Origin of the sequence: Nocardioides sp. NPDC057577, from assembly GCF_042801335.1 — a bacterium.
Lineage (GTDB): Bacteria > Actinomycetota > Actinomycetes > Propionibacteriales > Nocardioidaceae > Nocardioides.
This window is the reverse complement of the sequence record NZ_JBHVGB010000051.1, coordinates 20180-32504: the sequence shown is the minus strand read 5'-3', so window position 1 is coordinate 32504 and position 12325 is coordinate 20180. Positions and strand designations below refer to the sequence as shown.

Sequence of the window (12325 nt, the reverse complement as noted above, 5' to 3'; positions counted from 1 at the left end):
TTCTTGGTCAGGACGAGCCGACTCGGCGGGGCTAGAGGGTGGCGGCTGCGGCGACGGGGTCGAAGCCGAACGGGAGCTCGAGGCGATGGGCTCGCATCAGGTCGGCGTTGGAGAGTACATCGACGGTGCGGCCCTCGGCGGCGACGATGCCGCCGTCGAGGATGACCGAGCGCTCGCAGAGCTCGAGGGCGTAGGGCAGGTCGTGGGTGACCATCAAGACGGTGACGTCGAGGTCGCGGAGGATGTCGGCGAGCTCGCGGCGGGAGGCCGGGTCGAGGTTGGAGGACGGCTCGTCCAGGACCAGGATCTCCGGGTCCATCGCCAGCACGGTGGCCACGGCCACCCGGCGTCGCTGACCGAAGGAGAGGTGGTGCGGCGGCCGGTCGGCGAAGTCCTCCATGCCGACCTTCGCGAGGGCCTCGGTCACCTTCGCGTCCAGCTCCGAGCCGCGCAGGCCGAGGTTGGCGGGGCCGAAGGCGACGTCCTCGCGGACGGTGCCCATGAAGAGCTGGTCGTCGGGGTCCTGGAAGACGATGCCGACGCGGCGGCGGATCTCCTTGATGTTGGCCTTGGTGACGGGCAGACCGCTCACCGCGACGGATCCGGCGCCGGCGAGGTGGATGCCGTTGAGATGCAGGACCAGCGTCGTCTTGCCGGCCCCGTTGGGGCCCAGCAGCGCGACCCGCTCGCCGCGGTGGACGTGCAGGTCGACGCCGAAGAGCGCCTGATGGCCGTCGGGATAGGCGAAGGCCAAGCCGCGTACGTCGAGAACTGGAGTGGTCATCGAGGCATTCTCCCTGTGTAGCCGCGCGAGACCATCGCGAGGTGCACCCGCTCGCCGCGTTCGAAGGACCGGATGAACAGCGCGCCGACCGAGCGGGCCAGCACCGGCCAGTGGAGCGGGTTGCGGGCCTCGAAGCCGCGGGAGGCGCGCGCGACCGCCATCCGGCGCATCTCGTCGGTCACCACCTCGAGGTAGCGCACCATGAACGCCATGATCTGCACCAGCTGCTGAGGCAGCCGCAGCCGCTCCAGGCCGTGGACCAGCTCCTGGGGCGTCGTCGTCGCGGCCAGCAGCAGCCCGGCGATCACCCCGAGCGTGCCCTTGACCAGCAGCCCCCAAGCGGAGAGCAGGCCCGACTCGCTCAGACTGAGTCCGAGCACGTCGACCCGCGGCCCGTGGGCGATGAACGGCATCAGCAGAGCGAAGACCACGAACGGCGTCTCGACGACCATCCGCTTCAGCACCCACCCCGGTCGCACCCGCGCCACCGCGCCGACCGTGACCAGGACGGCGAGGAAGAAGGCGTACGCCGCGAACCACTCCCGCGGGGTCGCCACCACCACGAGCATGAAACCGATCAGGGCGAGCACCTTCAGATGTGCGGGCACCGGATCAGGCCTCGTCGGACGTGGCGGAACGACGGCGTACGACCAGGGCGAGGCCACCGGCGAGGACGAGCACCACCACGGTGCCGATCACGCCGGCGAGGCCCCCGGAGAGCCGCGCGTTCTCGACGCCCTTCGTGCCATAGTCGGCCAGCGGGCCGTCGGCCGCACCGTGGTCCGAGGCACTGTCGAGGAAGCCGGTCTGGCCGGCGACGTACTCGAGGCCGTCGGGGTGGGCGGAGGCGTAGTAGGACACCACGCCGGCCAGGAGCAGGGCGACGACGGCGATGCCGAGGGCGACCCACTTGAACGACACGGCCTTCTTCGAGGCGGCGCTCATGCGACCGACTCCTTCGGCTTGATGACCAGGTCACGCTCGGCGATCACGCCGCGCGCGGCGTAGACGAGGTCGGGGCGTACGGACAGGATCGCGCCGACCGCGAGGAACGTGATCGCACCCTCGCCCAGCCCGATCACCGTGTGCCAGCCGAGCATCGCGGTGGCCAGCGTGGTCAGCGAGATGTCGGCGGTGCCGCCGACGGCGTAGAGCGCGGTGAAGACCAACGCCGCCGCGGGGACGGAGAGGAAGGCGCCGATCGCCGCCGCGGGGGCGACCAGGCCGACCCGCTTCGGCAGCACCTTGATCAGCACCCGGCTCACGAACCAGCCGACGACCACGGTGGTGACCGCCATGAGCAGGATGTTGGTGCCGAGTGCGGTGATGCCGCCGTCGGCGAAGAGCAGGGACTGCACGATGAGCACGACCGAGACGCACAACACCCCGGTCCACGGCCCGACCAGCACCGCGGCCAGGGCGCCGCCCATCAGGTGGCCGCTGGTGCCGGCGCCGACGGGGAAGTTGAGCATCTGGGTCGCGAAGACGAACGCGGCGACGAGGCCGGCCAGCGGGGCGGTCTTGTCGTCGAGCTCGCGGCGTGCGCCGCGCAGCGCGACGCCTACCGCGACGACAGCGACTGCACCGGTGGCGATCGACGTGGGAGCGTCGAGGAAGCCGTCGGGGACGTGCATGGTCACCTCTTTGATCTGCGTGGGGTCGGACTGAAGCGGAGCCCGAGGAAACTGCTAACGCGAACTTATCGCAATAGCCTTGACCGCGCACTGTCCGGTCGGACGGTTGATCAAGACGTCAGATGTGTCAATCGAGGCCAAATGAGTACTTCTCAAGTCATGACTGCCCGCGTACCGTCGACAACATGAGCAGCGCCACCGACATCGTCATCTGCGAGCCCCTCCGCACCCCGGTCGGCCGGTTCCTCGGCGCCCTGGCGCCGCTGACCGCGACCGACCTCGCCACGACGGTCCTGCGCGAGCTGGTCGAGCGCACCGGCCTGCAGGAGGGCGACGTCGACGACGTCATCCTCGGCAACGGCTACGCGAGCGGCGAGAACCCTGCGATCGGCCGCATCGCGGCCCTCGACGCCGGGCTCGGCAACGGCGTCCCCGGCCTCCAGATCGACCGCCGTTGCGGCTCCGGGCTTCAGGCGGTCCTGTACGCCGCGGGCTCCGTCGCCACCGGCGCCGCGAGCCTCGTCATCGCCGGCGGCGCGGAGTCGATGTCCAACGTCGAGCACTACGCGCTCGGGCTGCGCGGCGGGGTGAAGCAGGGCGGCATCGAGCTGCTCGACCGCCTCGACCGGGCTCGCGAGACCGCGGGCGGCAAGGACCACCCGATCCCCGGCGGCATGATCGAGACCGCCGAGAACCTGCGCCGTGAGTACGGCATCTCCCGCGAGGAGCAGGACGAGCTCGCGCTCCGCTCCAACCAGCGCGCCGTCGCCGCTCACGAGGCCGGCAAGTTCGCCGACGAGCTGGTCCCGGTGACCGTCCCCGGCGGCCGTCGCAAGCCCGACGTCGTCGTCGACCGCGACGAGCACCCGCGTGCCGACATCTCCCTGGAGAAGCTCGCCTCGCTGCGCCCGATCCGGCTGAAGGTCGACGAGGAGTCGACGGTCACCGCGGGCAACGCCTCCGGCCAGAACGACGGTGCCGCGATGTGCGTCGTGACCACCCGCGCCGAGGCGGAGAAGCGGGGCCTGACTCCCCTGCTGGCACTCAAGTCGTGGGCCGTCTCCGGCTGCGAGCCCGAGCGGATGGGCATCGGTCCCGTCCTCTCCAGCCGCACCGCGCTGTCGCGGGCCGGGCTCACCCTCGACGAGATCGACCTGATCGAGCTCAACGAGGCCTTCGCCGCCCAGGTCCTCGCCGTCCTGCGCGAGTGGAAGGTCGACGCCACCGACGAGCGGCTCAACCCCAACGGCTCGGGCATCTCGCTCGGCCACCCGATCGGCGCCACCGGCGCTCGCATCCTCGCCACCGCTGCCCGCGAGGCGCAGCGGCGCGAGGCCCGGTACGTCCTGGAGACGATGTGCATCGGCGGCGGGCAGGGGCTCGCGGCGGTGTTCGAGTCGGTCCGCTGAAGCCGCACCTGGCGGCGTACGAAATCTTTCTGTAGAGCCCTTCGAGAGAGCAGAGAAGACATGGGTCTGGACAAGGTGGTCGGGTCGGCCGCGGAGGCGGTTGCCGACATTCACAGCGGGGCCAGCCTGGCCGTGGGCGGCTTCGGGCTGGTGGGAATCCCGTGGTTCCTGATCGAGGCGCTGCGGGAACAGGGGGCGGACGACCTGATGGTCGTCTCCAACAACTGCGGCGTCGACGGTGCCGGCCTCGGGCTGCTGCTCGACGACCACCGCATCTCCCGGGTGATCGCGAGCTACATCGGCGAGAACAAGGAGTTCGGGCGTCAGTACCTGGCCGGCGAGATCACGCTCGAGCTCACCCCGCAGGGGACGCTCGCGGAGCGGATGCGCGCGGGCGGCAGCGGGATCGGCGCCTTCTACACCCCGACCGGCGTCGGCACGATGGTCTCCGACGGCGGACTGCCCTACCGCTACCACCCCGACGGAACCATCGCCGAGGCCTCCGAGCCGAAGGAGGTCCGCGAGTTCCACGGCAAGCAGATGGTGCTCGAAGAAGGCATCATCACCGACTTCGCGCTGGTCCGCGCGACCCGCGTCGACCGGGCGGGCAACGCCCAGTTCAACGCCTCCACGCGCAACTTCAACGTGCCCGCCGCGATGGCCGGCCGGATCACGATCGTCGAGGCCGAGGAGGTCGTCGAGGTCGGTGAGATCACCCCGGCCGACGTACACCTTCCGGGGATCTTCGTGAAGCGGATCCTCGCGCTGACGCCCGAGCAGGCAGCGCGCAAGGACATCGAGAAGCGTACGACGCGCGGCGAGCGCCCCACCGACACCGCATCGAACAAGGAGGCCTGAGTCATGGCTTGGGACCGGAACCAGATGGCCGCGCGTGCCGCGCAGGAACTGCAGGACGGCGACTACGTCAACCTCGGGATCGGCCTGCCGACGCTGATCCCGGACTACATCCCGGAGACCTCGACGGTCGTGCTGCACGCCGAGAACGGCATCCTCGGCGTCGGCCCGTTCCCCTACGAGGACGAGGTCGACCCGGACCTGATCAACGCCGGCAAGCAGACCGTCACCGTGCTCGCGGGGGCCTCCTACTTCGACTCCGCGACCTCGTTCGCGATGATCCGCGGTGGCCACATCGACGTCGCCGTCCTGGGCGCGATGCAGGTCTCGGCCAACGGTGACATCGCCAACTGGATGGTGCCCGGCCAGATGGTCAAGGGCATGGGCGGCGCGATGGACCTCGTCTCCGGCGCCGGGCGGGTGATCGTGCTGATGGAGCACGTCACCAAGAAGGGCGCCCCCAAGCTGCTCTCGGCCTGCGACCTGCCGCTGACCGGTCGCGGGATCGTCAAGCGGGTCATCACCGACCTCGGGGTTCTCGACGTCTCCGGTGAGGCGTTCGAGCTGGTCGAGCTGGCTCCCGGCGTGACGTACGACGAGGTCGTAGCGGCCACCGGTGGCAAGGTCGTGGATCGTACGGCTGCGGGCACCGCTGGGGTCTGACCGGCCGGACAACTCCGACACACTGTTGTCGCCCCGGTCGCTCAGAGTGGGTCCATGACCGAGTTCATGGACCCTACGACCGATACCACGGCTCGCCGCTCGCTCGATCTGTGGTTGACCATGTGGAACACCGACGGCGACATCGCCCGCCGGATCTGCACCGACGACTTCCGGATCCACTTCGCCGTGACCGAGACCGACGGCTCGACGCCCGCGGACGACATCCGCTCCGCCGAGGACTTCGCGCGGTATCTCGACTGGTGGCACGGGCAGCACCCCGGCGTCGTGTTCACGAACATCGCCGATGCGATCGACGGCGACCACGGACGGCTGCTCTGGGACATGCAGGCCGGCGACCTGCTCGTCGGCGGCGTCGATGTCTTCGACTTCGCCGAGGACGGCCGGGTCCGGCGGGTCTGGTCGGTCGGCGGCCAACGAAGCATGCGGACCTGACGCATGGGCTCACCGTCGGTGGCCCCTGGAAGAATGCGAGCGTGAAGCGAGCCGAGCGGCAGTACGCCCTGGTCGATCTGCTCCGCGGAGCGCGTCGGCCATGGTCCGCCGCTCGGCTCGCGACCGAGTTCGAGGTTTCCTCGCGCACGATCGAGCGCGACATCAGCTCACTCCAGCTCGCCGGCGTCCCGATCTACGCGGACCACGGAGCGAAGGGTGGATACCTGATCCTGCGCGAGTACTCCCTTCCGCCGCTGAATCTCTCCGCCGCCGAGTCGCTGGCCGTCCTGGCCGGTCTCGGGGTGCTCGAGTCCTCGCCCTACCAGGGAGCGGCCCGGCGTGCGCGGGCGAAGATCACGGCGGTCATGGCCGAGGAGCATCGTGACTCGGTGGCGGAGATGCTCGGGATGATCCAGGTCATCGAGCCCGGCGCCCCGACCGACGGCAGCGTGCCGCTCGGCATGCTGTCCGACGTCGTCACGGCCCGCCGCGTCGTACGCCTCACCTACCGCGGCGAGAGCCCGGACCACCCGGTGACCACCGTCCGCGACGTGGAGACCATGGGGCTCCTCCGCGCCGACGACACCTGGCTCCTCGTCGGGTGGTGCCGACTGCGCGCGGCGATCCGCGGATTCCGGATCGGGCGGATCGCCCGGCTCGAGATCCTCGACGAGATCCCGCCTGTCCGCGACCCGGCGCTCCTCGAGGCCGACCTCGCGCGCTGGCCGACGCGACGCCTCGGCCGAACCACGTCCGTCGGTCACCGAACCGGCTCAGGCGCGTAACTCTCGTTTACATTCATCGTTTCACTCTGTGACCCCGACCACACCTTGGAGTGAGCGATGAACCTCGGACTCATCTCGATCCTGTTCCCGTTCCTGGCGCTCGTCATGAGCTTCCTCCCAGCCGTCGGCCCGGCTGCGCCACCAGCCGTGGCTGCGTCGCAGGCGCCCGGCTCCGGATCCGGGGTCGACACCCTGGGATCGCCCGCTCGGGAGCCCGCGGCGCGGTCGAGCGCATGGCAGCCGCGGCCGGCGACGTACGGCGTGGTCGTCGAGAAGGACGTCCAGCTCACGATGTCCGACGGAGTGGTGCTGCGTGCCGACGTCCACCGGCCGGCGAAGGCCGACGGCACCGCTGCGCCGGGCCGGTTCCCGGTGATCCTGACGCAGAACCCCTACAACAAGAACGTCGCCGGGGGCGGCGGTGACTACTTCGTGGAGCGGGGCTACGTCTGGGTCCAGTCCGACGTACGCGGCACCGGCTCCTCCGCCGGCCAGTGGGACGCGTTCGGCGACCGCGAGCAGAAGGACGGCCTCGAGGTGGCCAATTGGGCGACCTCGTCCAAGCGGACGTGGAGCAACGGCGAGCTCGGCCTGTGGGGCCCGTCGTACATGGCGATCAACCAGTTCTTCACCGCTGCCCAGCACCCACGCGGACTGAAGGCGATGTTCCCGATCGTGCCCGCCGGCGACGTCTACCGTGACGTCGTCGCCTCCGGTGGCCAGATCGACGCCGGTTTCATCCCGCTCTGGTTCGGGCTGGTCACCGGCGCCGGGCTGGTGCCGCCTGCCGTCAACTCGACCCGCCCGGAAGCGACCCTGACCACGCTGCTGCAGCACGTCAGTGGCGCGCTCGGGTTCCAGGTGCCGATGCTCGCCAGCGCGCTGCTCGGCACCGACGCCGGCTACGACGGCCCCTTCTACACGAAGCGGTCACCGTTGAGCGTGGTCGACGAGATCGACGTACCGACGTTCGTGACGGCCGGGCAGTACGACATCTTCCAGCGCGGCGCCCCGATGCTCTTCGACCGGATGCAGAGGAACGGGGTGGACACCAAGCTGCTCATCGGGCCGTGGACGCACGCCGAGGCGTCGATGGGCGCCGGCCTGGAGGGCAGCGGGATCAACGGCCTCGACGAGATGGCGCTGCGGTGGTTCGACACGCACCTCAAGGGTCTGCCCGACTCCACCCTCGACCGCGACGTCGCCCCGGTGACCTACCACGAGATCGGGTCCGGGAAGTGGCGCACGATGCAGTCGTGGCTCGGGAGCGAGGTCCGCGCGAAGACGTACGCCCTCGGGTCGACCCTGAAGCCCGTCGGTGGCGACACGATCCTCCCGCTGCCGGTGCAGGGGCTGTGCTCGCGCAGCACCGCACAGTGGACCGCAGGCGCCCTCGCGATCCCCGGCTGCGAGACCGACAACCGGATCAACGACGTGCTCGGGGCCTCCTACGAGACGGCACCGGCGACCTCGGACCTGGCCTTCTCCGGCCCGCTCAACGCCGATCTGTCGGTCTCCACCACCGGCACCGACGGCCTGATCTCGGTCTCGGTCGAGGATGTCGCGCCCGACGGGTCCGTCGACCGCATCACCGGCGGCTGGCAGACCCTGCGCCACCGTGCCGTCACGGCGTCGAAGGCGCGGACGCTGAACGGTCAGGTCGTCCAGCCATGGCATCCCTTCACCCGTTCGACCGAGCAGGCGGTCCGGCCGGGCCAGATCTATCGGGTTCCCGTCGAGGTCTTCCCGACCGGCGCGGTGATCGAGAAGGGCCACCGCCTCCGGGTCACCGTGCACTCCTACGACGTCCCTCACCTGCTGCCCAACGTGAAGCAGCTGGTCCGCGGCGTCGCGGGCGTGGTCACTGTCCACCACACGACGACGAACCCCTCGACGCTGGTCCTCCCGGTCCGGAGGTAGCGCCGAGGGATCAGCCCCGGGGGCGAGCCGTTAGAGGCTGGCGGCTTCGTCCGGCACGCGCTCGGCGACCTTCGGGTCCCGGGCGCGTGCCGCGTCCACGAGCAGGTACACCGCGATCGCGGCTCCCGCGGCCAAGGCGACCGCGGCCGAGGCGTAGGCGGCGCCGTAGCCCTCGGTCGTGACCAGGCCGGCCGCGATCAGGGTGCCGAGGAATCCGCCCACCTGCTGGGTGGTCGTGGTCAGGCCGGACCCGATCCCGGCGTGCTCCGGCGCCAGCGCACCCATCGCCAACGCCGTCACCTGCGGCATCGCGAGGCCGAAGCCGAGGCCCATCACCACCGCGCCGGGGAGGACGTCCAGGGGGAAGCCGCCTTCTCCGGGGAGACGGACGAGGTAGACCATGCCGGCGACGAAGGCGAGCACGCCGACAAGCAGGACGCGCTCGGACCCGAACCGTTCGGCCAGCGTAGCGCTGAAGCCGAGGCTGGCGATGGCGATCACCACGCTGACCGGGAGGAACGCCAGGCCGGTCGAGAGTGCTCCGAACCCGAGAGTGTCCTGCAGGTAGAGCGTCGTGACGAACTGGAACGTGAACCCACCGAAGGTCAGGGTCAGCAGGATCAGGTTCGCGAGTGCGAACCTGCGCTGGGCGAACAGGCCGCGCGGGAGCAGGCCGCCCTTGGCACCGGTCCGCGGCGTACCCTCCACCGCGCGGAGCGCGACGATCAGGGCGATGATCCCGAACGGCACGTTGATCAGGAAGGCCCAGCGCCAGGACGCGACGTCGGTGAGTACGCCACCCAGGACCGTCCCGACCGATGCACCGATCGAGCCGACGAAGGCGAGCATCGCGAAGGCGCGGAGGCGCTCGCGGGGCTCGGAGTAGAGGCCGGCGATCATGCCGAGCACCACGGCTGAGGCGATGCCGCCGCCGAGACCTTGGACGAATCGCGCGAGGACCAGGGAGATCGGGTCCCAGGCGAGGCCGCACCATGCCGAGGCGAGCGTGAAGATGCTCAGCCCGGCCAGGAAGACCGGGCGGGTGCCGAACGCGTCGCCCGCCCGGCCTGCCGGGAGCAGGACGAGCGCGAAGGCGAGCAGGAAGCCGTTGACGATCCAGGACAGCGAGGCGTCGCCGAATCCCAGGTCGTCGCGGATTGCCGGAAGGGCGACGGTCACGACCGTGCCGTCGAGGATCACCATCAGCTGAGTGGCTGCGAGGGTCGCGAGCGCGACTGTCTTGGTCGTCATAGATACGACCATAGAAGATTGTTTGTTATGAAACAATCTATTTCAGGATATTAATTTTGAAACCTATCTCTAGCGGGACGAGGCAGGCGCCCGACGCCGCAGCGTCATCGTGTGCGACGGCGTCGCCCACGGCCCCTCGACCAGGTGCTGCAGCGCCTCGATGAAAGCCTCGCCCTCGCTCGGCGCCAGACCCTCCAGCGCCTTGGCGACGGTCGCGTTGTAGGCCTTCGAGGCCTCCTCGAGCGCCTTCACGCCGGCCGGCGTGAGCGCGACGATGCGGGCGCGGCGATCGGTGGTCGAGACCCGCCGCTCGGCCAGGCCGCGGCGCTCGAGGTTGTCGAGGGTGGTGACCATCGTGGTCTTGTCGAGCATCGCCATCTCGGCCACGGCGTTCTGGGTGTACTCCCCCTCGGCGGCCTTCATCAGCACGCAGTACTCCCGCACCGAGAGCTCCAGGTCGGCCAGCGCCTCGCCGACCTGGGCCGCGAAGGCGTGAGCGGACTGGTTGAGCAGGAACAACAGGTCGATACGCGGTCCGGTCATGAACTAGATCTTAACGAACCATCCGATATGGAACTATCTTCTGACCAACTATCCAACCCAAACGGCGCCCGACCCCGCACACATCGGGATCGAGCGCCGTCCGGCATGCCTCAGAGGTACTGGGCGAGGTCCGCCTGGATCTCTTCGGGCGCCACCGGCGGCTCGTAGCGCTTGATGACCTCACCCTCACGCCCGATGAGGAACTTGGTGAAGTTCCACTTGATGTCACCGGGCTCGGTCGCGGGCGTCAGGTCCTTGACCGCCTCGTAGAACTGCCCGAGGTGCGGGCCCCAGTCGCCCGGCGCCTCGGCACGCAGGAAGTCGTAGAGCGGCTCGGCGTTCTCGCCGTTGACGTCCACCTTGGAGAGAACCGGGAAGGTCACGTCGTACGTCGTCTTGCAGAACTCCTGGATCTCGTCGTCGGTGCCGGGCTCCTGACCGAGGAACTGGTTGGTCGGGAAGCCGATGACCTCGACGCCGGAGTCCTTGGTGGCCCGGTAGAGCTCCTCCAGGCCCTCGTACTGCGACGTCAGACCGCACTTGCTGGCTACGTTGACGATCAGCAGCAACTTGCCCTTGTAGTCACCGAGCGAGACGGGGCTGCCATCCGCGGCGGTCGCTTCGAAATCGTACGTGGTGGTCACAGGTCTCTCCTCGATCGAGTTGCGGTGCAGGGGGACAACCTTGCTCGGCCCGAGGTTATGCCCCGCGCTGATGCGGAACCGACGAGGCCTCCAGGGCCAGACGCCGGTCACGCGCGACCGTCATGATCGCGGCCGACATCCATTCCAGCGCCTCGGGCATCTCGTAGGCGATCTCCTCGAGCAGAGTCGGCATGTCGTGCCGCCCCACGGAGAGGAGCATCTCGCTGAGCGAGCCGTCGGGCGCAGCGACCATGAACCGGAACTCGATCGCCTCGGGGGTCACCGTCGCGGCGCACCGACTGGTCTCGAACGTCCACTGCGCACGGCGGGCACCGCCGTGGGCACCGGAAGTCGTCATGACCGGGCATCCTATTCAAGTTGCCGCCCCGGCCGCACCCCTTTCATGCCTCGGATCAACCCTCGAACAGTGATTCGAATCTCGTCACCAGACACACCACCCCGACGCACGCGAAGCAGCACGAGGACCGGTACGTTCGTCCGCGGTCATTCAGCGGGGGAACACTGGAGAGGGACACAACTTCACATGATGGGTGGGCATCACGCGGCCTCTGGGGCTGCCGCGTGGATCGCAGTGACATCGTCGGCACCGATCGCGTTCGGGTGGTATCCGGGCGTCTCGGACATAGGCGTGATGACCGGCACCCTGGTGTGCGCCGGCGCCGCGCTGCTTCCGGACGCCGACCACCACAACGGCACGATCGCCCACTCGCTGCCACCGGTCTCCGAAGGCTTGACCAAGATCGTCGGACAGGTCTCCGGCGGCCACCGCAACGGCACCCACTCGATCCTCGGCGTACTCGCCTTCACCGCCCTCGCCTGGGGTGCTGGGAAGCTCTCGCTCGAGACCGAACACTTCGGCAGCGTCCTGATCGGCCCAGGAATCATGTGCGTCCTGCTGGTCGCCTTCGCGATGGACGCATTGAAGCTCACCCGCAAGGGCGTCCACTGGCCGTGGATCCCGGCGGTGGCGCTGGCGGCGGTGATCGCGATCTTCGCGCCCGAGGAGTGGTGGTGGATGCCGTTCTCGGTGGCCCTCGGCTGCGTCGTACACCTGATCGGCGACTTCGTGACCACGATGGGGATCCCGCTGTTCTGGCCGATCGCACCGAAGCCGCCGAAGTGGGTGCGTCGCAACAAGTGGCTGCCGTTCGACAACATGTGGACCCGGGGCGGCAACTTCGCCCTCCCGGTCCTCGGCGACGCCGGCTCCGTCCGGGAGTGGGTCGTGATGACCCCGGTCAGCCTCTACGCCGTCGTCGGCTTCGGCTGGGCGCTGCTGAGCCAGATGGGCTTCGACGTCGACAGCCGCTGGGACGACCTGGTCTCGAACCTGAGCACCCTGATCTGACCGACGGCTCGCCGC

At 69.5% G+C, this 12325-nt stretch carries 15 protein-coding genes; 7 read left to right on the top strand and 8 right to left on the bottom strand.

Annotated elements, in window-relative coordinates; translation table 11 throughout:
* Positions 1 to 31 precede the first annotated feature (31 nt).
* Genes ACFU7D_RS12870 through ACFU7D_RS12855 form a run of 4 tightly spaced genes read right to left on the bottom strand, consistent with a single transcriptional unit; the run spans position 32 to position 2418 of the window.
* Entirely contained in the window at positions 32 to 784 is a 753-nt protein-coding gene (locus tag ACFU7D_RS12870; RefSeq protein ID WP_378867560.1) for an energy-coupling factor ABC transporter ATP-binding protein, read from the bottom strand.
* Entirely contained in the window at positions 781 to 1392 is a 612-nt protein-coding gene (cbiQ, locus tag ACFU7D_RS12865; RefSeq protein WP_378867558.1) for a cobalt ECF transporter T component CbiQ, read from the bottom strand. The genes ACFU7D_RS12870 and cbiQ overlap by 4 nt, the downstream gene beginning before the upstream one ends.
* Positions 1393 to 1396: 4 nt before the next feature.
* Positions 1397 to 1729: a PDGLE domain-containing protein gene (locus ACFU7D_RS12860; RefSeq protein ID WP_378729523.1), complete on the bottom strand. Its 333-nt coding sequence runs from the start codon at positions 1727 to 1729 to the stop codon at positions 1397 to 1399.
* A complete protein-coding gene (locus ACFU7D_RS12855) occupies positions 1726 to 2418 on the bottom strand; it encodes an energy-coupling factor ABC transporter permease (protein ID WP_378867555.1) in 693 nt (230 codons plus the stop codon). Before ACFU7D_RS12855 ends, ACFU7D_RS12860 begins: the two co-directional genes overlap by 4 nt.
* Positions 2419 to 2603: 185 nt before the next feature.
* On the opposite strand from ACFU7D_RS12855, the gene ACFU7D_RS12850 reads away from it, so the two are divergent.
* From ACFU7D_RS12850 to ACFU7D_RS12825, 6 genes are read left to right on the top strand one after another with little or no spacing between them, the layout of a single operon-like run.
* A complete protein-coding gene (locus ACFU7D_RS12850) occupies positions 2604 to 3827 on the top strand; it encodes an acetyl-CoA C-acetyltransferase (protein ID WP_378867553.1) in 1224 nt (407 codons plus the stop codon).
* A gap of 60 nt (positions 3828 to 3887) precedes the next feature.
* Complete coding sequence (locus tag ACFU7D_RS12845; protein WP_378867551.1) at positions 3888 to 4685, top strand: CoA transferase subunit A; 798 nt, start codon at positions 3888 to 3890, stop codon at positions 4683 to 4685.
* A 3-nt stretch (positions 4686 to 4688) separates the two neighbouring features.
* On the top strand, positions 4689 to 5345 hold the full coding sequence (locus ACFU7D_RS12840; RefSeq protein ID WP_378867550.1) for a CoA transferase subunit B: 657 nt from the start codon (positions 4689 to 4691) through the stop codon (positions 5343 to 5345).
* 54 nt (positions 5346 to 5399) lie between these two features.
* A complete protein-coding gene (locus tag ACFU7D_RS12835) occupies positions 5400 to 5798 on the top strand; it encodes a nuclear transport factor 2 family protein (protein WP_378867548.1) in 399 nt (132 codons plus the stop codon).
* A gap of 41 nt (positions 5799 to 5839) precedes the next feature.
* Positions 5840 to 6583, top strand: coding sequence for a helix-turn-helix transcriptional regulator (locus ACFU7D_RS12830; RefSeq protein WP_378867546.1), 744 nt, complete (start codon positions 5840 to 5842; stop codon positions 6581 to 6583).
* 57 nt (positions 6584 to 6640) lie between these two features.
* Entirely contained in the window at positions 6641 to 8503 is a 1863-nt protein-coding gene (locus ACFU7D_RS12825; protein ID WP_378867544.1) for a CocE/NonD family hydrolase, read from the top strand.
* A 30-nt stretch (positions 8504 to 8533) separates the two neighbouring features.
* Here ACFU7D_RS12825 and ACFU7D_RS12820 read toward each other — a convergent pair whose 3' ends face one another.
* The 4 genes from ACFU7D_RS12820 to ACFU7D_RS12805 form a co-directional block, all read right to left on the bottom strand.
* A complete protein-coding gene (locus tag ACFU7D_RS12820; protein WP_378867542.1) occupies positions 8534 to 9754 on the bottom strand; it encodes an MFS transporter in 1221 nt (406 codons plus the stop codon).
* A gap of 69 nt (positions 9755 to 9823) precedes the next feature.
* Complete coding sequence (locus tag ACFU7D_RS12815; protein WP_160025466.1) at positions 9824 to 10297, bottom strand: MarR family transcriptional regulator; 474 nt, start codon at positions 10295 to 10297, stop codon at positions 9824 to 9826.
* Between the two features lie 110 nt (positions 10298 to 10407).
* Complete coding sequence (locus ACFU7D_RS12810; protein WP_378867540.1) at positions 10408 to 10941, bottom strand: glutathione peroxidase; 534 nt, start codon at positions 10939 to 10941, stop codon at positions 10408 to 10410.
* 55 nt (positions 10942 to 10996) lie between these two features.
* Positions 10997 to 11299: a hypothetical protein gene (locus ACFU7D_RS12805; RefSeq protein WP_378729507.1), complete on the bottom strand. Its 303-nt coding sequence runs from the start codon at positions 11297 to 11299 to the stop codon at positions 10997 to 10999.
* 186 nt (positions 11300 to 11485) lie between these two features.
* On the opposite strand from ACFU7D_RS12805, the gene ACFU7D_RS12800 reads away from it, so the two are divergent.
* Entirely contained in the window at positions 11486 to 12310 is an 825-nt protein-coding gene (locus ACFU7D_RS12800; protein ID WP_378867538.1) for a metal-dependent hydrolase, read from the top strand.
* Positions 12311 to 12325 lie beyond the last annotated feature (15 nt).

Bases quoted from the DNA above. Each gene is read 5' to 3' on its own strand.
- ACFU7D_RS12825 (WP_378867544.1), top strand. From the start codon at position 6,641: ATGAACCTCGGACTCATCTCGATCCTGTTCCCGTTCCTGGCGCTCGTC.
- ACFU7D_RS12840 (WP_378867550.1), top strand. From the start codon at position 4,689: ATGGCTTGGGACCGGAACCAGATGGCCGCGCGTGCCGCGCAGGAACTG.
- ACFU7D_RS12835 (WP_378867548.1), top strand. From the start codon at position 5,400: ATGACCGAGTTCATGGACCCTACGACCGATACCACGGCTCGCCGCTCG.
- ACFU7D_RS12850 (WP_378867553.1), top strand. From the start codon at position 2,604: ATGAGCAGCGCCACCGACATCGTCATCTGCGAGCCCCTCCGCACCCCG.
- ACFU7D_RS12815 (WP_160025466.1), bottom strand. From the start codon at position 10,297: ATGACCGGACCGCGTATCGACCTGTTGTTCCTGCTCAACCAGTCCGCT.
- ACFU7D_RS12820 (WP_378867542.1), bottom strand. From the start codon at position 9,754: ATGACGACCAAGACAGTCGCGCTCGCGACCCTCGCAGCCACTCAGCTG.
- ACFU7D_RS12870 (WP_378867560.1), bottom strand. From the start codon at position 784: ATGACCACTCCAGTTCTCGACGTACGCGGCTTGGCCTTCGCCTATCCC.
- ACFU7D_RS12855 (WP_378867555.1), bottom strand. From the start codon at position 2,418: ATGCACGTCCCCGACGGCTTCCTCGACGCTCCCACGTCGATCGCCACC.
- ACFU7D_RS12845 (WP_378867551.1), top strand. From the start codon at position 3,888: ATGGGTCTGGACAAGGTGGTCGGGTCGGCCGCGGAGGCGGTTGCCGAC.
- ACFU7D_RS12860 (WP_378729523.1), bottom strand. From the start codon at position 1,729: ATGAGCGCCGCCTCGAAGAAGGCCGTGTCGTTCAAGTGGGTCGCCCTC.
- ACFU7D_RS12800 (WP_378867538.1), top strand. From the start codon at position 11,486: ATGATGGGTGGGCATCACGCGGCCTCTGGGGCTGCCGCGTGGATCGCA.
- ACFU7D_RS12805 (WP_378729507.1), bottom strand. From the start codon at position 11,299: ATGACGACTTCCGGTGCCCACGGCGGTGCCCGCCGTGCGCAGTGGACG.